The following is a 20,667-nucleotide window of genomic DNA, read 5'->3' as shown; positions in this document are numbered from 1 at the left end:
ATACTGAGGGTGCCTCTCGTAAGGCAAGAGGCTGAATAACTGGGTGCGGCATCTGTCCCCATCGCGAGCAAGCTCGCTCCCACAGTGGATCGCATTTCTCCCACGCGAACTCGGTCACTTGTGGGAGCGGGCTTGCCCGCGAAGGCGTCCTCCCAGACAACACACATCTTGAGGTTGCTGTAATGCACTTCGACCTGACCGACCTGCGCCTGTACCTGAACATCCTCGACACCGGCAACATCACCGCCGGCGCCGCACGCAGTCATCTGTCCCTGGCGGCGGCCAGCGCGCGCATTCGTGCCATGGAAGCCTCACTGGGGATCGGGTTTCTCGAAAGAGGCCGGCGCGGTGTAACGCCAACGCCGGCCGGCAATGCCCTGGCCCGACACGCACGTGTGCTGATGCAACAAGCCGAACGCCTGCAGCAGGACCTGGCCGAATACGCCAAGGGCGTAAAAGGCCAGGTGCGATTGTTGTGCAACACCACGGCGATCACCGAGTACCTGCCGGAGTTGCTCGCCGACTTCCTGCGCGACTACCCCAACCTGGATATCGACCTGCAGGAATTGCCCAGTACCCGTATCACCCATGCCTTGCGCCTGGGTGCGGCAGACCTCGGTATCGTCTCCGACGCCATCGACACCCACGACCTGCAAACCCGCCCGTTTCGCGATGATCCGCTGGTACTGATCATGCCCCGCGAACATCCCTTGGCACAGGCGGCCTCAGTTAGTTTCACCGACACATTGCGTCACGATTACGTCGGCCTGAACGCCAACAGCGCCCTCGCCGTGTACCTGGAGGAACAGGCGCTGCACACCGGTACACGGATGCAGATCCGCATCCGCGCCGACGGCTTCGACGGGGTGATGCGCATGGTCGCACACGGCGCCGGATTGGCGATTGTGCCGTTGGCGGCGATCCAGCGCGGGTCGCTCGATGAGTCGTTGAAAAGTGTCGCGCTGGAGGAAGACTGGGCGCAGCGCAAACTGCTGCTCTGTGCTCGCTCATTCGACAACCTGCCCGGTTATGCCAAAGCCCTGTTCGAGGCATTGCAGGGCGACAGCCTTTGAAGACTGTCGCCCCGCCGTGTTGCTTCCAGACTAGACCTTGGGCAACGGACGCAAGGCTTCGGCAGTCTTGGGTTTTCTGAAAAAGATCCCGTAGATCACCGTGAGTACCACCAGGAAAGGCACACCGAAGACCAGGGTCATCTTGAAGGCGTCGGTGAAATAGGTGGTGATCATCACCGCGCCCATCAACACCAGCCCCAACAGGGTCGAGTAGGGGAACAGCCGCATGCGGAACGACAGTTTGCGTTCACCGTTGCGCTGGTGATAACGACGGAAGCAGTAATGCGTCAGGAAAATCATGAACCAGGTGAAAATGGCGCCGAACATGGAGATTGCCATCATCAAGGTGAACGAGCTTTCCGGATACAGGATGTTGAGCAAGGTCGCCAGGGCGATACCCGAGCTCGACAGCAACAGTGCGTTCAGCGGAATCCCGCTCTTGCTCAACACGCCCATGGATTTCGGCGCATAACCACCACGGGACAGGCTGAACATCATGCGCGTGGTGATGTACAACTGACTGTTCATCGCCGACAACGCCGCAATCAGAATCACGAAATTCATCACACCGGTCGCGCCGGGAATACCGATCGACTGCATGACCGTGACGAACGGGCTCTGGGCTTTGCCGGCCTGGACCCACGGCACAATCGCCAGCATCAGCGCGAGGGTCAGCAGGTAGAACACCACCAGGCGCACGATGGTCGCGCGAAAGGCTTTCTTCACCGCTTGCTCCGGATCCTTCGCCTCACCGGCGGCCACCGCGATCATCTCGACGCTCAGGTAACTGAAGATCGACACGATCACCGCGACCCACATGCCTTGCAAACCGTTGGGGAAAAAACCGCCATGGGAGGTGTAGTTATGCACGCCGTATTCCGGGTTGCCGGAGCCAAACACCACATACACCGCCAGAATGATGAAGCCGACAATCGCGCCGATCTTGATGGTCGAGAACCAGTACTCGAAGGTGCCGAAGGTCTTCACGCTGATGGCGTTGAGCACGATCAGCACACTGGAGAACGAGACGATCCAGATCCATTCCGGCACGTTGGCGAACCAGTACTTCATGTACATCGCCACCGCCGTTACTTCCGTACCGACCGCCAGCACGATCGCCGCCCAGTAGGCATAACGCACCAGGAACCCGGCCAGCGGGCTGACATAGAATTCGGCATAAGCACCGAACGAACCCGAGGTCGAATGGGCCACGGTCATTTCCGCCAGGCAGCCCATCAACAGCAGGGTGATGATCGCGCCGATGGCGTAGCTGAGCAGCACGCTCGGCCCGGCATAGCCGATGGCGTAGGCGCTGCCCATGAACAGCCCGGTGCCAATCGCACCGCCAATGGCGATCATGCTCATCTGCCCCGACGTCAGTTGACGCCGCAAGCCTTGTTCACGGTTGGATATCGTTTCAAAACCGGAGTTATCGGTCATTTGTCTGTCCTCTGAATATTGTCTGTCTTGAAGAGAGCACGTGGTTGGATGGTCTCGTGGGGATCAGCCACGCACAGCAGGACACGGATCAGAAAATACTCAGTGGATACTCGATGATGACGCGGACTTCGTTGTTGTCCGTGGTGTCGGCGCGCGCCACTTGAGCGGTCGAACGCACACTGGCCTGACGCACCCGCACCGACAGATCCCTGGCTTTGCCCGACTGCACGACGTAGCGCGCTTCGAGGTCGCGTTCCCAGCGTTTGCCGTCATCGCCGTAACGCCCGTAAGCGCCGTTGGGGCCGCCGTCGTAGTGGCTGTCGTCGATATGGTCACCGCTGACGTAACGCGACATGAAGCTCAGGCCCGGCACGCCGAATGGCGCCATGTCCAGGTCGTAGCGCAGTTGCCAGGAACGTTCGTTGGGGGCGTTGAAATCGAGGACCTGGATCGAGTTGGCGAGGAAAATCGAAGTCCCCGGTTGTTGATCGAACCCCAGGTAATCGAACGGCTCATCGCCATCGACGCGTTGATACGCCAGGGTCAAACGATGGGCGCCGAACTTGTACGCTGTGGCCAACGACCAGGTGGTGTTATCGATCTTGCCGGCCAGGCTCTGGCCATCGTCGTTGGTACGGTAAATATTGAGATCCAGGTTCAGCGACTGCCCTTCGCTCAAGGCAAAGGTGTAGTTGGTGTTGGCGTAATACTGCCGCCAGATGTCGGTGAACTGCGAACCGTACAGGCTGACGCTCAGTTGATCGCTCACTGCATAGCTGCCGCCCAGATAGTCGACGCTGCGGGTTTCCACCCCGGCATACAACGCTTTCAGGGCGCCATCGGCGTTGGTGGAGTTACTGTCGTTGCCGGCTGTGAAGTGGCCGATGTCCACTTGCAGCGCCTTGAGTTCATTACTGGTCAGCTGAAAGCCGGTGGCCACGCTGGTAAACAGCCGCGCATTGCCCGTGCCGAACACCGGGTTGAACGGGGTCAGGTTGCCGTACTTGAGTTCGGTGTTGGAGATCCGCGCCTTGAGCGCACCACCTGCTTCGGAATACTCATCCTCGGGGCGACCGTCGGAATCGACCGGCAGCAAACCGGTGCCGGTTCGTCCCTTGCCGCTGTCGAGTTTGAGGCCCAACTGCGCATAGGCATCGACGCCGAAACCCACCGTGCCCCGGGTATACCCGGAACGGTAATCGAGCATGATCCCGTGGGCCCATTCGTCCCGATAGTTCTGGCCACCCGGGTTGTTGAGATTGTTGCGGTAGAAATAGAAGTTGCGGTTGGTCAGGATCAGGCTGCTGTCTTCGACGAATCCATTGTCGTTTGCGGCGTAAGCCATTTGACCGAGGCAACTGGTGATGGCGAGCGGCAAGGCGGGCCAAAGGGACAATTTCATTCTGCGTGCTCCTTATTATTGTGTTTGCACAGAACTCTTGATTGACGGCACCCGAAGCCCTGCCGCCAGGAAAACCCGGCAGCAGGACGCGGACATCGGTTAACTCAGGTGACGCTGTGGCGGACCTGGAATTGCGCCTGCGCCCAGGTTTTCCGGTCGAGGATTTCGCCGAGGATCTGCACGGCATCCCAGACTTCGGTGAACGTCGTGTACAGCGGGGTAAAGCCGAAGCGCATGATCCGCGGCTCGCGGTAGTCACCGATCACACCGCGGTCAATCAGGGCCTGGATCACGGCATAACCCTCGGGATGCTCGAAGCTGACATGGCTGCCACGCCTGGCGTGTTCGCGTGGCGTGACCAGGGTCAGTTCATGAGCAGCGCAGCGCTGCTCGACGAGTTCAATGAACAGGTCGGTCAGGGCCAGGGATTTGCGGCGCAGGCTGGCCATATCGGTCTGGGCGAAAACATCCAGCCCACACTCGACCATCGCCAATGAAGTGATGGGCTGGGTGCCGCACAGGTAGCGGGCGATGCCGCTGCTCGGCTCGTAGCGAGATTCCATGGCGAACTGCCGCGAATGGCCGAACCAGCCCGACAGGGGCTGCGACACCAGATCGCACAGCTGCGGCGAGACCCAGACAAACGCCTGTGAACCCGGACCGCCATTGAGGTATTTGTAAGTGCAACCGATGGCGTAGTCGGCGCCCGCCTGATGCAAATCAACCGGCACCGCCCCGGCGGAATGCGCCAGATCCCAGATAGCCAGCGCGCCACACTCGTGGCTCAGCGCGGTCAGGGCCTGCATGTCGTGCATGTAGCCGGTCTTGTAATTGACGTGGGTGAGCATCACCACTGCCGTGTCCTGGTCAATCGCTTGCGGCAACTCTTCCGGGCTGTCGACCAGACGCAAGGTGTACCCCTGCTGCAGCATGTCGGCCAGGCCTTCGGCGATGTACAGGTCGGTAGGGAAGTTGCTGGTTTCGGTGACGATCACCCGGCGCTCTGGCGACCGGGTGGCCTGCACACGCAACGCGGCGCTGAGCACCTTGAACAGGTTGATCGAGGTGGTGTCGGTCACCACCACTTCGCCGTCGCGGGCACCTATCAATGTGGCCAATCGGTTGCCCAGACGCTCGGACAGATCGCGCCAGCCAGCGCTGTTCCAACTGCGGATCAGGCCATTGCCCCACTCCTCGGCGATCACCGCCTGAGCGCGAGCCAATGCCGCGACAGGGCGTGCGCCCAAGGAGTTGCCATCGAGATAAATCACGCCTTCAGGAAGCGCAAACTGCTGACGCAGAGGCGCCAGACTGTCCTGTGCATCAAGCGCCAGGCAATCGTTTCTTGTAGTCATTGGATGTCCTGTTTTTTTGAATGACATGCCGTCCGGGCACATCGTGAAAGTCGAGGCGAGCAGAGCGCCCAGCGCCCTGTTTCAGGCGCTATTTGCGCCTTTTTGGTGGAGAGATAATGAACTAAGCCTTGGAGAATTTTCGTGCAAAGTGAGCGACGCTATAGTACTTATCTCGCAGAAAATTCGATTCCAACGCTAATAAACACGGATTTATTTCAACCATGAATCTCGACTCGACAGACCTGCGAATCCTCCATCAACTGCAACAGGATGGTCGTATCAGCAACCAGGAATTGGCAGAGAAAGTCGCGCTGTCGCCGTCAGCTTGCTTGCGTCGACTACGCCTGCTGGAAAGCGAGGGAATCATCACCGGCTATCGCGCGGTGCTGAATGCCGAACGGCTGGGAATCGAACTGGAAGCCATCGTCCATGTGTCGTTGCGACAGGACGTCGCGGACTGGCACGAGACCTTCATCAAGAAGGTCCAGTCGTGGCCGGAAGTGGTCACCGCCTATGTGATTACCGGGGCGAGCAACTATGTGTTGCGAGTACAGGCGCGCAACCTGAAACACTTCTCGGATTTCATCGTGAATCACCTGAACCGCACGGTGGGTGTCACCGATATCCGCTCGGAAATCGTCCTGCAGAAAATCAAGGAGCGCGACGAATTGCTGGATCTGGTGGTGCGCAAGTAAGGGCGCCCGGCCCCTCAGAAGCCACGCATGCGGCGGGCTTCGTTGCGCTGCAAGGTTATGGTCGGTGTTTCGTCGAACAACTTGCGGTACTCGGCGGAAAAACGCCCGAGATGGGTGAAGCCCCAGCCCATGGCGATAGCGGAAATATTGCGCGCAGAACCGTGCTCAAGAATCTCCTGACGCACGGCGTTCAAGCGGTATTTTTTCAGGTAGGCCATCGGCGACAAGGCGAAGTACTTCTTGAACGCCTCGAACAGCTTGAAGCGCGAGACTCCGGCGGCGGCTTCAATGTCCTCCAGGTGCAGGGCTTCGCGGGCGTTTGCATGGATGTACTGCCGGGCCCTGATCAGGTAGTGCGGCAACTTCACGCCCAGCACGTTTCGCAGTTCTTCTGAATAGTTGTTCGGCTGAGCGAGGATCAAGCCTTTGATCAGCGAACTTTCAATGTCCCGAGTGAAGGCCACCTGCTCATAGAGTTCGCTGCTGCGCTCCAGCTCGGCGATGAAATAGCGCGCCATGCGCCACCATGAGGCCGACGCTCCGTCGACCGCGTCCATCACCGGCTCGAACCGCAGCGGCGTATCCAGAGGCCGCTGTAGAAGCCCCTCCAGAGACTCGCTCATGGCGACTCGGGTTATCACCACCTGGACCTTGCGGCAATCGCCGGAGATCGCCAACAGCTGGTTTTCATTCGGGGAAATGATCACCCCTTGATCGCGGTCGGACTTCACCACGCTGCCGTTCTTGCTCAACTCCTGCTCGCCCACCAGCGGCAGACTCAGGCTGTAACTGCTGAAGTGCTCGGCGTCTTCGATATCGATGGTGACATCGGTGCCGTACTCGATGGTGCCAAGGGTCGTGGCCATCGACTTGAACATGTTGGCGCTGTGATGAAAACGGATCCGTTCGGGCGTCGTGGTGACGAGTCGATGCGGCCCGCAGATACCGGACATCCAGCGCCTCGCGGCCTCAAGGTCATCGCTGTCGACACGAATGTCGCGACACTGCGGATCAGTTTTGCTGTTCATCACGGCGCACTCACGGGCTATTTTTTCGGCGCGCTCTGACGGCGCGTCTCAGGATTGGAAAGGCAAGTTCCAAGCCACAAAACACCAGCGCCAACTTAGCGGATAGCAATCCTCAACTAAGCGGATAACGCCGCCGGCCAGAGGCAGACAATCGCTATCAAACCGCATTCGACGCTGCACAAAACAGTACCTGATTGCTGCAAACAGGGGCAGCCGTTCATCGCCTGGTGCGCCGTTTGAGTCGTCGCTGCCCAGCCTGATACCGGGTAGGTGTTACCGCACCAATTTTATGGACTGCCTTCGCCGACTAACCGGATAGACCCCTACCCGCCCTGCCCCCTCTAATGAGCCCACGATTAGCCCCAATAAAAACAGGTACACACCCATGAGTGGCGAAAAAAACGTCGAGCAGTGGAAAGCGTTTATCAAAGGCTGCCTGGATTTCCGTCCGGTAGAGGGCGTGTTCCGCATCGCCCGGGACATTTTCACCGAGCCGCAGTTGTTCGATCTGGAGATGGAACTGATCTTCGAGAAGAACTGGATCTACGCCTGCCACGAAAGCGAGCTGGCCAACAATCACGACTTCGTCACCATGCGCGCCGGCCGTCAGCCGATGATCATCACCCGCGACGGTGAAGGAAAACTCAACGCCCTGATCAACGCCTGCCAGCATCGCGGCACAACCCTGACCCGCGTCGGCAAGGGCAACCAGTCGACCTTCACTTGCCCGTTCCACGCCTGGTGCTACAAAAGCGACGGCCGCCTGGTGAAGGTCAAGGCGCCCGGCGAGTACCCGGAAGGTTTCGACAAGGCCACCCGGGGCCTGAAAAAGGCCCGTATCGAGAGCTACAAGGGCTTCGTGTTCATCAGTCTCGACGTACACGCCGACAACAGCCTCGAAGACTTCCTCGGCGACGCCAAGGTGTTCTTCGACATGATGGTTGCCCAGTCACCAACCGGTGAGCTGGAAGTGCTGCCCGGCAAGTCGGCCTACACCTACGACGGCAACTGGAAACTGCAGAACGAAAACGGCCTCGACGGCTACCACGTCAGCACTGTTCACTATAACTACGTGGCCACGGTGCAACACCGCCAGCAGGTCAACAGCGAGAACGGCACCAGCAGCGGCAGTACCCTCGACTACAGCAAACTCGGTGCCGGCGACGCCAATACCGATGACGGCTGGTTCGCCTTCAACAATGGTCATAGCGTGTTATTCAGCGACATGCCGAACCCGACGGTGCGCTCCGGCTACGCGACGATCATGCCGCGCCTGGTCGAAGAACACGGCCAGCAAAAAGCCGAATGGATGATGCATCGCCTGCGCAACCTGAACATCTATCCAAGCCTGTTTTTCCTCGATCAGATCAGCTCGCAACTGCGCATCATCCGCCCGGTGGCCTGGAACAAGACCGAGATCATCAGCCAGTGCCTGGGGGTGAAAAACGAGTCGGACGCCGACCGCGAAAACCGCATTCGCCAGTTCGAGGATTTCTTCAATGTCTCGGGCCTGGGTACACCGGATGACCTGGTGGAATTCCGTGAAGCCCAACGCGGTTTCCAGGCGCGCCTGGAGCGCTGGAGCGACATTTCCCGAGGCAGTCACCAATGGGCCACCGGCGCCACGCCCAACAGCGAAGCGATCGGCATTGCCCCGGCCATGACCGGCACTGAATTCACCCACGAAGGGCTGTACGTCAACCAGCACAGCAACTGGCAGAAATTCCTGCTCGATGGCCTGGACGCGAAATCCCTGAAACTCCGTGAGGTGCAATGATGAATGCGCAATTGAAGTACCAGATCGAACAGTTTTTCTATCGCAAATCCGAACTGTGTGACGCCCAGGATTGGGACGCCTATCTCCAGTTGTTCGACGAACAGAGTGAGTTCCACCTGCCGCAATGGGACTCGGAACACGTCTACACCCGCGACCCAAAACGCGAAATGTCGCTGATCTACTACCCCAACCGTTCCGGCCTGGAAGACCGCGTGTTCCGTCTGCGCACGGGCAAGTCCGCGTCTTCGACGCCGATGCCGCGCACCTTGCATTTGATCAACAACGTGCAGATCGACGAACTGGAGAACGGCGAGCTGGAGGTGCGCCTGAACTGGCACACCTTGTTCTATCGACTGGCCACGGCCGAGCAGTTCTTTGGCCGTGCGACCTATCATCTCAAGCCTCATGCCGACAGCTGGCTGATCAGCCGCAAGCATGTGCTGCTGCTCAACGACACCATCAACTCGGTACTCGACTTCTACCACCTCTGAACCCATGGAGACCGAGGCATGAATCACAAAGTAGCGTTCAGCTTTGCCGACGGCAAAACCCTGTTCTTTCCGGTACAGCCCAACGAAATCCTGCTCGACGCCGCCCTGCGCAACGGCATCAACATTCCCCTGGATTGCCGCGAAGGCGTCTGCGGAACCTGTCAGGGTCGCTGTGAATCGGGCGACTACAGCCAGGATTACGTGGACGAGGAAGCGCTCTCGAGCCTGGACCTGCAGCAGCGCAAGATGCTCACCTGCCAGACCCGAGTGAAGTCCGACGCGGCGTTCTATTTCGACTTCGCCTCCAGCCTGTGCAACGCCTCGGGTCCGGAACAACTGAGCGCAACGGTGACTGACGTCAGGCAGATTTCAGCCGGCACCGCGATCCTGCACCTGGATCTCGGTACGACGACCCCACTGGATTTTCTGCCGGGGCAATACGCCCGGTTGTTGATTCCGGGGACCGAAAGCAAGCGTTCCTACTCGTTTGCCAATCGGCCGAGTGAACACAATCAACTGCAATTTTTGATTCGCCTGTTGCCCGACGGGGTGATGAGCAACTACATCCGTGAACGCTGCCGGGTGGGCGACGAAATCATGCTGGAGGCCCCTCTGGGTGCGTTCTATCTGCGGCATGTGGCCAAACCGCTGATTCTGGTGGCGGGCGGAACCGGGCTGTCGGCACTGCTGGGCATGCTCGACGACCTCGCCGAACGTGGTTGTGCGCAACCGGTGCACCTGTACTACGGCGTGCGCGACGCTGCCGATCTGTGCGAACGCGCACGGATTGAGGCCTATGCCGAACGCCTTCCGGGGTTTCGCTACACCGAAGTCGTCAGCGATCCATCGCCACAGTGGACGGGCAAGCGAGGCTACATTGCCGAGCATTTCGACATCAGTGAACTGCGCGACGCGCCGGTCGACATGTACGTCTGCGGTCCACCGCCGATGGTCGAGTCGATCAAGGACTGGTTGCAGACCCAGGCAATGGACAGCATTCACCTGTACTACGAAAAGTTCACCGAGAGTAATATCTGATCTTTCAAATCAGGCCTGACAACAATAACCAGAAGGGAACGAGATGGCGGATGAAATCTTGCAACAGGGAACGCTCAAGCGGGGGTTGAAAAATCGCCATATTCAACTGATCGCCCTGGGCGGGGCTATTGGTACCGGGCTGTTCCTCGGCTCTGCAGGCGTGCTCAAGTCGGCCGGCCCGTCGATGATCCTCGGTTATGCGATTGCCGGGTTCATCGCCTTCCTGATCATGCGCCAGTTGGGCGAGATGATTGTCGAGGAGCCGGTGGCCGGTTCGTTCAGTCACTTCGCCCACAAGTACTGGAGCGGTTATGCCGGCTTCCTGTCCGGCTGGAATTACTGGGTGCTGTACGTGCTGGTGGGCATGGCCGAGCTGACGGCCGTCGGCAAGTACGTGCAGTTCTGGTGGCCGGAGATCCCGACCTGGGTCAGCGCCGCGGTGTTCTTCGTCCTGGTCAACCTGATCAACACGATGAACGTAAAAGTCTTCGGCGAGATGGAGTTCTGGTTCGCGATCATCAAGGTCGTGGCAATCATCGGCATGATCGTCCTGGGCTGCTACATGCTGTTCAGCGGCACCGGCGGCCCGCAGGCGTCGGTCAGTAACCTGTGGAGCCACGGCGGTTTCTTCCCCAACGGCACCACCGGCTTGCTGATGTCGATGGCGTTCATCATGTTCTCCTTCGGCGGCCTGGAACTGGTCGGCATCACCGCCGCTGAAGCCAGCGAGCCGAGGAAGGTGATTCCCAAGGCGATCAACCAGGTGGTTTATCGCGTGTTGATCTTCTATGTCGGCGCACTCACCGTGCTGCTATCGCTGTACCCCTGGGATCAACTGCTGCAGACCCTCGGCGCGTCCGGCGATGCCTACAGCGGCAGCCCGTTCGTACAGATCTTCTCGCTGATCGGCAGCGACACCGCCGCGCACATCCTCAACTTCGTGGTGCTCACCGCCGCGCTCTCGGTCTACAACAGCGGCGTCTACTGCAACAGCCGCATGCTCTACGGCCTGGCCGAACAGGGCGACGCACCGAAGTCGCTGATGAAACTGAACAAACAGGGCGTGCCACTGCGGGCGCTGGGCATCTCGGCGCTGATCACCATGCTGTCCGTGCTGGTCAACTACCTGGCGCCCCATGAAGCGCTGGAATTGCTGTTCGCCCTGGTGGTCGCCTCGTTGATGATCAACTGGACGCTGATCAGCCTGACCCACCTGAAGTTTCGCAAGATCATGGGCCAGCAAGGCATCGTGCCGGGCTTCAAGTCGTTCTGGTTTCCCTACAGCAACTACCTGTGCCTGGCGTTCATGGCCATGATCATCTGCGTGATGTGGATGATTCCGGGCATACGCGCCTCGGTCATCGCCATCCCGGTGTGGGTGGCGATCATTTACCTGTTCTACCGGATACGTGTGGCGCGGGATCGCGGCTTGTCAGTCGCTCAATAATCCTGCGTGCAACAAAAAGCCCCGGCATTCATTGAATGCCGGGGCTTTTTAATGCCTGTCAGGTCAAAGGGTCGAACGCACCCGCCACAACTCCGGGAACAGCACGGTATCGAGCATCTTGCGCAGATATCCCACCCCTTCAGTGCCGCCAGTGCCGGGTTGGAAGCCGATGATCCGCTCGACCGTGGTGACATGGCGGAAGCGCCACTGGCGGAACGAGTCTTCGAGATCGATGAATTTCTCGGCCAGTTGATAGAGATCCCAATAACGCGACGGATCCTTGTAGACCACACGCCAGGCCGCTTCGACCGAGGCGTCATGCTGCGTCGGGGCGGCCGGATCATGCTCGAAACGCTGCGGGTCGATCGTCAGGCCGGCGCTGGCCATCAAGCGAATGGCTTCGTCATACAGCGAAGGGGTGGCGATGGCTTTTTCTAGCTCCTGCAACAGCTCCGGCCGATGGGCGTGGGGGCGCAATAGCGTTGCGCTCTTGTTGCCCAGGATGAACTCGATTTCACGGTACTGAAACGACTGGAAGCCCGACGATTGCCCCAGGAAAGGCCTGATCGAGTGGTACTCGGTGGGCGTCATGGTGGCCAGCACCGTCCACGCATGCACCAGCTGATCAAAGATCCGCGAGACCCGCGCCAGCATCTTGAAGGCCGGCGGCAACTCACCCAGCCGAACGTGTTCGCGGGCGGCCTTGAGCTCGTGCAGCATCAGCTTCATCCACAGCTCGGAGGTCTGGTGCTGGATGATGAACAGCATCTCGTTGTGGTCCGGCGACAACGGGTGCTGGGCACTGAGAATACGCCCCAGGTCCAGGTAGTCGCCGTAGCTCATGGAGTCGGAAAAATTCAGCTCGGCGTTATGCCATTCTTCTGTCTGATTGGCAGGCGAATACGGACATTGGCTCATTGAGCAGGCTCCTCATGTGGCGGTGAATTCAGTGGACGCAATATGGCCCGGACCGGGCTGGCATCAAGATTGGCAAAACGTAACGGCAGCGCGATCAGTTCATAATCGCCTTCGGGGACTTCATCGAGCACGATGCCTTCGAGAATGGCCATGCCGTGATGCGCCACCGCGTTGTGCGAATCCATGGTCTTGGATTGCTGCGGGTCCAGCGACGGCGTATCGATGCCGATCAGCCGCACGCCGAGGCTGGCCAGCAGATCGACGGTTTCTTTGGCGACGGCGGTGAAATTCGGGTCCCAGGTGGTCAGCGGTGCGTTTCGATAAGTACGCAGCAGGACGCGCTCAGGCAGATGGTCCAGGCGCCCCTGCAGTTGCTCCGGCTGCACCAGTTGGCCACTGTCCAGGCAATGCAACACCCGGCAAGGCCCGATATAGACGTCCAGCGACACTTCGCCAATGGCCTTGCCATCCGCGCTGTAGTGCAGTGGCGCGTCGACATGGGCGCCGGTGTGCGGCGACAGCGTGATGCGCCCGACATTCACAGGGCACTCGGGCCCCAAGCTCCAGACGCGTTCTTCCTGAAACGGCGTATCACCCGGCCAGGTCGGGGTTGCGGTACTCAGGGGCGGGCTGATGTCCCACCACGACATTGTTTTTTTCATAGCAAAGCTCTCGGCCTTTTCCGAAGTGAATGATACGAGTGATACCAGTGCATGTTCTTGCGAAAACTTTCGGTAATGCTCGGGTCTTTCGCAGAAACCGCCGGAAATCGATCAATTATCGAGGGTAAATTTCAACCGCTTCGGGTAACGCGTCCAAGCAATGGCCGCTGCGTTTCTGGATACATCAATGTCGAGCACAGACAACTGATGCCCGGCCAGGCCCTATAGGTGCGACTTCAGCTCTCCCTCATGCCCGGAGTCATCATGACCGCACCGATTACCGTTCTTCGCGACACCCACCCGCTGCCCGTACTCGACGCCTGCAAATGGGAAAAACTCGAAGGCGACCCGCACACCGTCAACCTCAACGCCTACACCAGTGAAGACGGCAGCAAGATCATGGGCACCTGGATCTGCACGCCGGGCAAGTGGTACGTGGAATACGTGAAGTGGGAATACTGCCACTTCCAGGAAGGCTACTGCATCATCACGCCGGAAGGCATGGCGCCGATCCACCTGCGCGCCGGCGATATTTTCGTCATCGAGCCCGGGATGAAAGGGACGTGGGAAGTGGTGGAAACCGTGCGCAAATATTTTGTGTTTGCCTGATACAAAAAAACCGGGGGATCACCCGACGTGATCTCCCGGTAAATATCTTTGAGTACATGCAACCCCTGTGGCAGCGAGCTTGCTCGCGATAGCGGTGGATCAATCACTGCCAATGTTGAATGTGCCGTCCCCATCGCGAGCAAGCTCGCTCCCACAGTGAATCGCGTCACCTGTGGGAGCGGGCTTGCCCGCTAAGGCGCCCATCCAGACAACACAAATCCAGAGGTTGCTGTAATGCACTTCGACCTGACCGACCTGCGCCTGTACCTGAACATCCTCGACACCGGCAACATCACCGCCGGCGCCGCACGCAGTCATCTGTCCCTGGCGGCAGCCAGTGCGCGCATTCGTGCCATGGAAGCCTCACTGGGGATCGGGTTTCTCGAAAGAGGCCGGCGCGGTGTAACGCCAACGCCGGCCGGCAATGCCCTGGCCCGACACGCCCGGGTGCTGCTGCAACAAGCCGAACGCCTGCAACAGGACCTGGCCGAATACGCCAAGGGCGTCAAAGGTCAGGTGCGCCTGCTGTGCAATACCACGGCGATCACCGAGTACCTGCCAGAGCTGCTCGCGGACTTCCTGCACAGCCATCCCAACCTCAACATCGACCTGCAGGAATTGCCCAGCGCCCGCATCACCCACGCCTTGCGCCAGGGTGCAGCGGACCTCGGCATCGTTTCCGACGCGGTGGACACCGATGACTTGCAGACCCGACCGTTCCGCGACGATCCGCTGGTGCTGATCATGCCCCGTGAACACTCCTTGGCACAGGCGACTTCAGTGAGCTTCACCGACACGCTGCATCACGACTATGTCGGCCTGAATGCCAACAGCGCGTTGGCGGTGTACTTGGAAGAACAGGCACTTCACACCGGCCTGCGCATGCAGGTTCGCATCCGCGCCGACGGTTTCGATGGCGTGATGCGCATGGTCGCCCGCGGGGCGGGACTGGCAATCGTACCGCTGGCCGCCGTCGAACGCTGGTCCGGTGGACTGTCTTTCAAAAGCCTCGCCCTGCAAGAACCCTGGGGCCAACGCAAACTGTTGCTCTGTGCCCGGGACTTTGCCGCATTACCCGGCTATGCCAAGGCCCTGCTGCACGCCTTGACTCTCCCTTGAGGGGCAGACTTTATCCTTGAAGTTTCATCTTCAAGGACAGCGATGATGGGCAAACGAATACTGGTGATCCTCGGGCATCCGTCCAGCAACAGCTTCTGCGCCACCCTTGCCGAGCGTTACACACAGTCGGCAATGCGCGCCGGGCATGAGGTGCGGCAGTTATTTCTGGGCAGCATGGATTTTGACCCGGTGTTGCGCGAAGGCTATCAGCAGGTCCAGCCGCTGGAAGCCGACTTGGGTAACGCTCAGGCCGATATCCTGTGGGCCGAACAACTGACGCTGGTTTATCCGATCTGGTGGGGTGGCGTACCGGCCTTGCTCAAGGGCTTTTTCGACCGGGTGTTCTTGCCCGGTTTTGCCTTCAAGTATCGCCAGGGCAAAGCCTTCCCCGACAAACTCCTGCGCGGCCGAACCGCCCACCTGCTGGTGACCATGGACACACCGCCCTGGTACTTCCGCTGGATCTACCGCATGCCCGGTTTGCATCAGGTCCGTAAAACCACGCTGGAATTCTGTGGTATCAAGCCAACCCGAACCCTCACGTTCGGGCCAATTCTCGGCGCCAGCGCGGACCGGCATGCGGCTTGGCTACGGCAAGCCGAAGCTATCGCCAGTGGTTGAGTCTGTCGATAATGCACCGAGCGTTACCCTTGGAGAAAAGGAGCTTCCCATGTACATCGGCCAAGCCGCGCAACGTTCCGGAACCACTGTCAAAAGCATCCGTCACTACGAATCGATTGGCCTGCTGCCTGCCGCTCGCCGTCAGGGCAAGTACCGCATCTATGACCAGAACAGTGTCGACCTGCTGATGTTCATCAAGTGTGCCCAGCAGCTGGGTTTCAAACTCAAGGAGTTGCAGTCAGTCTTCGCTGGACATCAGGGCCCGCAGTTGCCATGGGAGCGGGCACATCAGGTCATCGCCAGCAAAAAACAGGAAATCGGCGAACGGATAGCGGCGCTGTCGCAACAGCACTCGCAATTGGTCGAGTTCGAGAACAACCTCGAACAATCCAGGCTCGACTGCCCACTGACCAGCCTTTGAGGGCCGTGCGTTTCTGGACAGCTCAGTGTCGACTACAGACAACTGAACAATGGACGGGCGCTATAGGGTGCGACTTCAGTTCTTGAGCCCACTGCCCGGAGTCATCATGACCGCACCGATTACCGTTCTCCGCGACACCCACCCGCTGCCTGTGCTCGACGCCTGCAAATGGGAAAAACTCGAAGGCGACCCGCACACCGTCAACCTCAACGCCTACACCAGTGAAGACGGCAGCAAGATCATGGGCACCTGGATTTGCACGCCGGGCAAGTGGTACGTGGAATACGTGAAGTGGGAATACTGCCACTTCCAGGAAGGCTACTGCATCATCACGCCGGAAGGCATGGCGCCGATCCACCTGCGCGCCGGCGACATTTTCGTCATCGAGCCCGGGATGAAAGGGACGTGGGAAGTGGTGGAAACCGTGCGCAAGTATTTCGTGTTTGCCTGAACACCCCCGCTAAAACCACTATCGACGTTCGCAGTACCCTGCCGCAGCGAGTGGCTACCGAAGTAACTACTCGCTGCGGCACAAGCCCTGCGCAATCACCTGCGCCTGCAATCGGCCCGTCCCGAAAACGTCCTGCACGCTCATAACGCCCGCTCCCCCCATTCGCTGCGGACCTGGCAGATCTCCCAACAAAACAAAATGGTTGCTTATTGCCATTCCGTGACCGACTGGTTTTAATCGCGAACGCAAAGCTTGCTCGTGTCGATTTCAGACACAGAGGTGACGCGATCAGAGAACTGGAGCGGCGGACAAGCCGGGTAAGGTGGCGCTGTTTTTCATCGTAATAACCACATCGCGATGATGGGTTCGACAAGAACAGCAGCGTCTGGAGGGCGCCGCTTTCAGAAAGGGCAACAGACAACCCGTGATGATCGCTGCCCCCCATCAGCACGCCTAAATGTCGTTCACCAGAGAAAAAAAACAATGATCAGCCCGAGCTCCAAGGATTCGAGTGGCCAATTGGCGCAGGGCTTCAAGCCTCGTCACGTCACCATGTTGTCTATCGCCGGGATTATCGGCGCAGGTTTATTCGTTGGCTCAGGACATGCCATTGCGGCTGCTGGCCCGGCCGTCTTGCTGGCCTATCTATTCTCTGGCCTGTTGGTCGTTCTGGTCATGCGGATGCTCGGTGAAATGGCGGTGGCCAACCCGGACACCGGCTCGTTCTCCACCTATGCCGACCAGGCAATCGGCCGTTGGGCGGGCTTCACCATCGGTTGGCTCTACTGGTGGTTCTGGGTGCTGGTGATTCCTATCGAAGCGCTGGCCGCCGGCCATGTGTTGAACCAGTGGTTTCCCCAGATCGATGCCTGGCTGTTTGCCCTGGTGTCGATCATTGCACTGGTGGTGACCAACCTGTTCAGTGTGTCCAAGTACGGCGAGTTCGAGTTCTGGTTCGCCATGGCCAAGGTCGTAGCGATCATTGGTTTCATCGCCGTAGGTTTTGCCGTGTTGATGGGCTGGGTTCCCGACCGGGAAGTCAGCGGATTGAGCGGCCTGATGGCCGAGCACGGCGGGTTTGCTCCCAACGGCCTGTCGGCGGTAGTCGGCGCCTTCATCACCATCATGTTCAGCTTCATCGGTACCGAGGCGGTCACCATCGCCGCCGCCGAATCCGACAACCCGTCACAGAACATTGCCAAGGCAACCCGTTCGGTGATCTGGCGCATCGGGGTGTTTTACCTGCTGTCGATTTTCGTGGTCATCTCCGTGGTGCCCTGGAACGATCCGCTGTTGGCTTCGGTAGGCTCCTACCAGCGCGCACTGGAAATCATGAACATTCCCCACGCCAAGTTCATGGTGGACGTGGTGGTGCTGATTGCCGTGGCCAGTTGCATGAACTCCTCGATCTACATTGCCTCGCGCATGCTGTACTCGCTGGGCCGTCGTGGCGATGCGCCGAAGGCGCTCAAGGCGACCTCCTCCGAAGGCGTGCCGCGGGCAGCAGTCATCGCCAGCACCGTGCTGGGCGCGGCGATCACCGTGTGGAGCTACTTCATGCCCGCCGGACTGTTTGACTTCCTGCTGGCCAGTTCCGGTGCGATTGCCTTGCTGGTGTACCTGGCCATTGCGGTGTCGCAGCTGCGCATGCGCCGGATGCTGCGCCGACAGAACGTCGAGCTGACCTTTCGCATGTGGCTGTTTCCATGGCTGACGTGGCTGGTGATCGCGTTCATTTGCGCAGCGCTGGCGGTGATGATGGTCACCCCTGAACACCGTACCGAAGTGAGCACGACTATTGGCCTGGCGCTGGCGATTTCCTTTATCGGCCTGGTCACATCGCGTCAACCTGCGCAATCCGCAAGGGCGACGTCAGTGGGATAACACAAGAGAGATACCTGCGAGAACCTGATACTTGCGCGTACCCAAGGCAGGTGCGTTACACGCTACCGTGCCTCGGGCCGCCATCTCTCTTCGTGAGGACATGACCACAATGTCATCGAGCTCCAGCGTATCCGTCGGTACGACTCAATCCGTTGGTTTTCTGTTGCTGGATCAATTCACGCTGATTTCCCTGGCGTCCGCTGTAGAGCCACTGCGCATGGCCAATCAATTGTCAGGGCAAGAGCTATACCGCTGGCACACGTTCAGCCCCGGTGGCGAGCCAGTATGGGCCAGTGACGGCGTGCCGATCACCCCGGACGCCTCGTGGAACGATCCCAGGGTGACAGACACTGTGATCGTGTGCGGTGGCGTAGGTATCCAGAATGTGGTCACCCGCGAGCACATTGCCTGGCTCAAAGCCCTGGCGCGTCAATCCAGGCGGCTGGGAGGCATATGCACCGGTAGCTGGGCACTGGCCAAAGCGGGCCTGCTCGATGGCTACGAGTGCCGTGTGCATTGGGAGTTTCTGGCCGCCATGCAGGAAGCTTTCCCGCGGGTCAGCATGAGCGCGAGTCTGTTTACCCTTGACCGGAACCGGTTCACCAGCTCCGGCGGAACGGCGCCCATGGACATGATGCTGCACCTGATCGGCCGCGATCATGGCCATGAATTGTCCGCTGCCATTTCGGAGATGTTTGTCTACGAACGCATACGCAACGAACAGGACCATCAGCGCGTACCGCTCAAGCATGTGCTGGGCACTCATCAACCCAAGCTGCAGGAAATCGTTGCGTTGATGGAGGCCAACCTCGAGGAGCCGATCGAACTGGATGATCTGGCAGATTACGTTGATCTGTCACGTCGGCAATTGGAGCGGCTATTCCAGAAATACCTGAACTGCACGCCGTCCCGTTACTACCTCAGATTACGCCTCATTCGAGCGCGGCAGTTGCTCAAGCAAACGTCGATGTCGATCATTGAGTTGACGGCCGCCTGCGGTTTTGTGTCCACGCCCCACTTTTCCAAATGCTATCGCGAGTACTTCGGCGTCCCACCTGGCGACGAGCGCGCCGGCTCTGAAATGAGTCAAAAACCGGCAACGCTTACGATTGTTCAGCAGCCATCGACCAGGCCGGTGACGACGTTGGAGCAGGCGCGAAATGAGTCGACATTTGCCAGCGTCCGGATGAACGATCATTCCTGGTAACGCCCCTCACCAAGCAAAAGATCGCTGGCTGCGATCTTTTTCCGAATAAAAAACCGGGAGCCCGCCCGACGCGGACTCCCGGTAAATGTTGATGCGCACATGCCTTACCTGTAGGAGCGTCGACCGGCTGCTCCTACACAGGCTTGCGATAGCTGTTGATGATCGCCGAGAAGTCGCTGCCGCCTTCCCCACGCAAACTCATCGCCTGATACAACTGCTGGGCCACCGCGCCGAGCACCACGGGCTGATGCGCCTGGCGCGCCGCTTCAGTGGCCAGCCCCAGATCCTTGAGCATCAGTTCAGCCCCGAAACCACCGGTATAACCGCGCGACGCTGGCGCCGTTTCGACGATGCCCGGCCACGGGTTGTACATCTCCGAACTCCAGCAACGTCCGGTAGAGCTGTTGATGATGCCCGCCAACACCTTGGTGTCGATGCCCAGGGCATCGCCCAGCGCCATGGCTTCGCTGACGCCGACCATGGAAATCCCCAGCAGCAGGTTGTTGCAGATTTTAGCGATTTGCCCGGTGCCAACCTCACCACAATGGACGATGTTGCGGCCCATTTGCGCCAGTACCGGTTGCAGGGTGGCGAACAGTTCAGGGGTGGCGCCGACCATGAAGGTCAGCGTCCCGGCGGCTGCACCACCGGTACCGCCAGAGACCGGCGCATCGGCCATGGCCACACCCTGTTTGGCGGCGGCAGCGGCTACGTCCCGCGCGGTCTGCGGATCGATGGTGCTGCAATCCACGGCCGGTACGCCTTTACCGATACCGGCGAGCACGCCGTCTTCACCCAGCCACACACTGCGCACATGCACCGCGGCAGGCAGCATGGTGATGACCAGTTCGGCGCCCTCTGCCGCTTCGCGGGCCGATGCGCTGATACTGCCGCCTAGTTGCTCCAGCTCCGCCAACACGGTTTTGTTCAGGTCCACCAGGCGCAGTGCATGGCCGGCCTTGATCAGGTTGCGCGCCATCGGCGCGCCCATGTTGCCCAGACCGATAAAAGCAATTTTCATGTCCGGCT

Annotated in this window: 20 protein-coding genes; 13 read left to right on the top strand and 7 right to left on the bottom strand. The window is 59.5% G+C overall.

What is annotated here, in order from left to right; translation table 11 throughout:
- The first annotated feature begins 182 nt into the window (after nt 1-182).
- Nucleotides 183-1,073, top strand: a complete 891-nt coding sequence (locus AB4Z35_RS17405) for a LysR substrate-binding domain-containing protein (RefSeq protein WP_442098308.1) — start codon at nt 183-185, stop codon at nt 1,071-1,073.
- Nucleotides 1,074-1,103: 30 nt separating this feature from the next.
- Here AB4Z35_RS17405 and AB4Z35_RS17400 read toward each other — a convergent pair whose 3' ends face one another.
- The 3 genes from AB4Z35_RS17400 to kynU all read right to left on the bottom strand — a co-directional run bounded on the left by AB4Z35_RS17400 (nt 1,104) and on the right by kynU (nt 5,270).
- Nucleotides 1,104-2,513: an amino acid permease gene (locus AB4Z35_RS17400; protein ID WP_442098307.1), complete on the bottom strand. Its 1,410-nt coding sequence runs from the start codon at nt 2,511-2,513 to the stop codon at nt 1,104-1,106.
- Nucleotides 2,514-2,601: 88 nt separating this feature from the next.
- Complete coding sequence (locus AB4Z35_RS17395) at nt 2,602-3,915, bottom strand: OprD family porin (protein ID WP_442098306.1); 1,314 nt, start codon at nt 3,913-3,915, stop codon at nt 2,602-2,604.
- A 104-nt stretch (nt 3,916-4,019) separates the two neighbouring features.
- Nucleotides 4,020-5,270, bottom strand: a complete 1,251-nt coding sequence (gene kynU / locus AB4Z35_RS17390) for a kynureninase (RefSeq protein WP_442098304.1) — start codon at nt 5,268-5,270, stop codon at nt 4,020-4,022.
- A gap of 221 nt (nt 5,271-5,491) precedes the next feature.
- Here kynU and AB4Z35_RS17385 point away from each other — a divergent pair, with 221 nt between their 5' ends.
- Nucleotides 5,492-5,965 (top strand): Lrp/AsnC family transcriptional regulator, encoded by a 474-nt coding sequence (locus AB4Z35_RS17385; RefSeq protein ID WP_007994565.1) that lies wholly within the window; start codon nt 5,492-5,494, stop codon nt 5,963-5,965.
- A 14-nt stretch (nt 5,966-5,979) separates the two neighbouring features.
- Here AB4Z35_RS17385 and AB4Z35_RS17380 read toward each other — a convergent pair whose 3' ends face one another.
- Nucleotides 5,980-6,993 carry a helix-turn-helix domain-containing protein gene (locus AB4Z35_RS17380; protein WP_442098303.1) on the bottom strand — a complete coding sequence of 338 codons (1,014 nt, stop codon included), beginning with the start codon at nt 6,991-6,993 and terminating at the stop codon, nt 5,980-5,982.
- A 385-nt stretch (nt 6,994-7,378) separates the two neighbouring features.
- Here AB4Z35_RS17380 and antA point away from each other — a divergent pair, with 385 nt between their 5' ends.
- From antA to AB4Z35_RS17360, 4 genes are read left to right on the top strand one after another with little or no spacing between them, the layout of a single operon-like run.
- Nucleotides 7,379-8,770 (top strand): anthranilate 1,2-dioxygenase large subunit, encoded by a 1,392-nt coding sequence (gene antA / locus AB4Z35_RS17375; protein WP_442098301.1) that lies wholly within the window; start codon nt 7,379-7,381, stop codon nt 8,768-8,770.
- The gene (antB, locus tag AB4Z35_RS17370) at nt 8,770-9,261 is read left to right on the top strand and encodes an anthranilate 1,2-dioxygenase small subunit (protein WP_007989001.1); all 492 of its coding nucleotides are present in this window, start codon (nt 8,770-8,772) and stop codon (nt 9,259-9,261) included. Before antA ends, antB begins: the two co-directional genes overlap by 1 nt.
- Before the next feature lie 18 nt (nt 9,262-9,279).
- On the top strand, nt 9,280-10,299 hold the full coding sequence (gene antC / locus AB4Z35_RS17365) for an anthranilate 1,2-dioxygenase electron transfer component AntC (protein ID WP_442098299.1): 1,020 nt from the start codon (nt 9,280-9,282) through the stop codon (nt 10,297-10,299).
- Nucleotides 10,300-10,342: 43 nt separating this feature from the next.
- The gene (locus AB4Z35_RS17360) at nt 10,343-11,746 is read left to right on the top strand and encodes an amino acid permease (protein WP_116260227.1); all 1,404 of its coding nucleotides are present in this window, start codon (nt 10,343-10,345) and stop codon (nt 11,744-11,746) included.
- 63 nt (nt 11,747-11,809) lie between these two features.
- Here AB4Z35_RS17360 and kynA read toward each other — a convergent pair whose 3' ends face one another.
- Complete coding sequence (gene kynA, locus AB4Z35_RS17355) at nt 11,810-12,664, bottom strand: tryptophan 2,3-dioxygenase (protein ID WP_442098297.1); 855 nt, start codon at nt 12,662-12,664, stop codon at nt 11,810-11,812.
- Nucleotides 12,661-13,326, bottom strand: a complete 666-nt coding sequence (gene kynB, locus AB4Z35_RS17350) for an arylformamidase (protein WP_442098295.1) — start codon at nt 13,324-13,326, stop codon at nt 12,661-12,663. The genes kynA and kynB overlap by 4 nt, the downstream gene beginning before the upstream one ends.
- A 264-nt stretch (nt 13,327-13,590) precedes the next feature.
- On the opposite strand from kynB, the gene AB4Z35_RS17345 reads away from it, so the two are divergent.
- The 7 genes from AB4Z35_RS17345 (at nt 13,591) to AB4Z35_RS17315 (ending at nt 19,638) form a co-directional block, all read left to right on the top strand.
- The gene (locus AB4Z35_RS17345; protein WP_007900627.1) at nt 13,591-13,935 is read left to right on the top strand and encodes a cupin domain-containing protein; all 345 of its coding nucleotides are present in this window, start codon (nt 13,591-13,593) and stop codon (nt 13,933-13,935) included.
- 234 nt (nt 13,936-14,169) lie between these two features.
- The gene (locus tag AB4Z35_RS17340; RefSeq protein WP_442098294.1) at nt 14,170-15,054 is read left to right on the top strand and encodes a LysR substrate-binding domain-containing protein; all 885 of its coding nucleotides are present in this window, start codon (nt 14,170-14,172) and stop codon (nt 15,052-15,054) included.
- Nucleotides 15,055-15,096: 42 nt separating this feature from the next.
- Nucleotides 15,097-15,675, top strand: a complete 579-nt coding sequence (locus AB4Z35_RS17335; RefSeq protein WP_442098292.1) for an NAD(P)H-dependent oxidoreductase — start codon at nt 15,097-15,099, stop codon at nt 15,673-15,675.
- 49 nt (nt 15,676-15,724) lie between these two features.
- Nucleotides 15,725-16,096 carry a MerR family transcriptional regulator gene (locus tag AB4Z35_RS17330; protein ID WP_007998798.1) on the top strand — a complete coding sequence of 124 codons (372 nt, stop codon included), beginning with the start codon at nt 15,725-15,727 and terminating at the stop codon, nt 16,094-16,096.
- Between the two features lie 106 nt (nt 16,097-16,202).
- Nucleotides 16,203-16,547, top strand: a complete 345-nt coding sequence (locus AB4Z35_RS17325) for a cupin domain-containing protein (protein WP_007900627.1) — start codon at nt 16,203-16,205, stop codon at nt 16,545-16,547.
- A 483-nt stretch (nt 16,548-17,030) separates the two neighbouring features.
- On the top strand, nt 17,031-18,431 hold the full coding sequence (gene gabP / locus AB4Z35_RS17320; RefSeq protein WP_116260225.1) for a GABA permease: 1,401 nt from the start codon (nt 17,031-17,033) through the stop codon (nt 18,429-18,431).
- 109 nt (nt 18,432-18,540) lie between these two features.
- On the top strand, nt 18,541-19,638 hold the full coding sequence (locus AB4Z35_RS17315; RefSeq protein ID WP_442098289.1) for a GlxA family transcriptional regulator: 1,098 nt from the start codon (nt 18,541-18,543) through the stop codon (nt 19,636-19,638).
- Between the two features lie 133 nt (nt 19,639-19,771).
- On the opposite strand, the gene mmsB is transcribed toward AB4Z35_RS17315, so the two are convergent.
- Nucleotides 19,772-20,659 carry a 3-hydroxyisobutyrate dehydrogenase gene (gene mmsB, locus AB4Z35_RS17310; protein ID WP_442098288.1) on the bottom strand — a complete coding sequence of 296 codons (888 nt, stop codon included), beginning with the start codon at nt 20,657-20,659 and terminating at the stop codon, nt 19,772-19,774.
- Between the last annotated feature and the right edge of the window lie 8 nt (nt 20,660-20,667).

This window comes from Pseudomonas sp. KB_15, from assembly GCF_052114525.1.
Classification (GTDB): Bacteria; Pseudomonadota; Gammaproteobacteria; order Pseudomonadales; family Pseudomonadaceae; genus Aquipseudomonas.
Note: the sequence above shows the minus strand (reverse complement) of the source record. Positions and strands in the feature narration are given on the sequence as shown.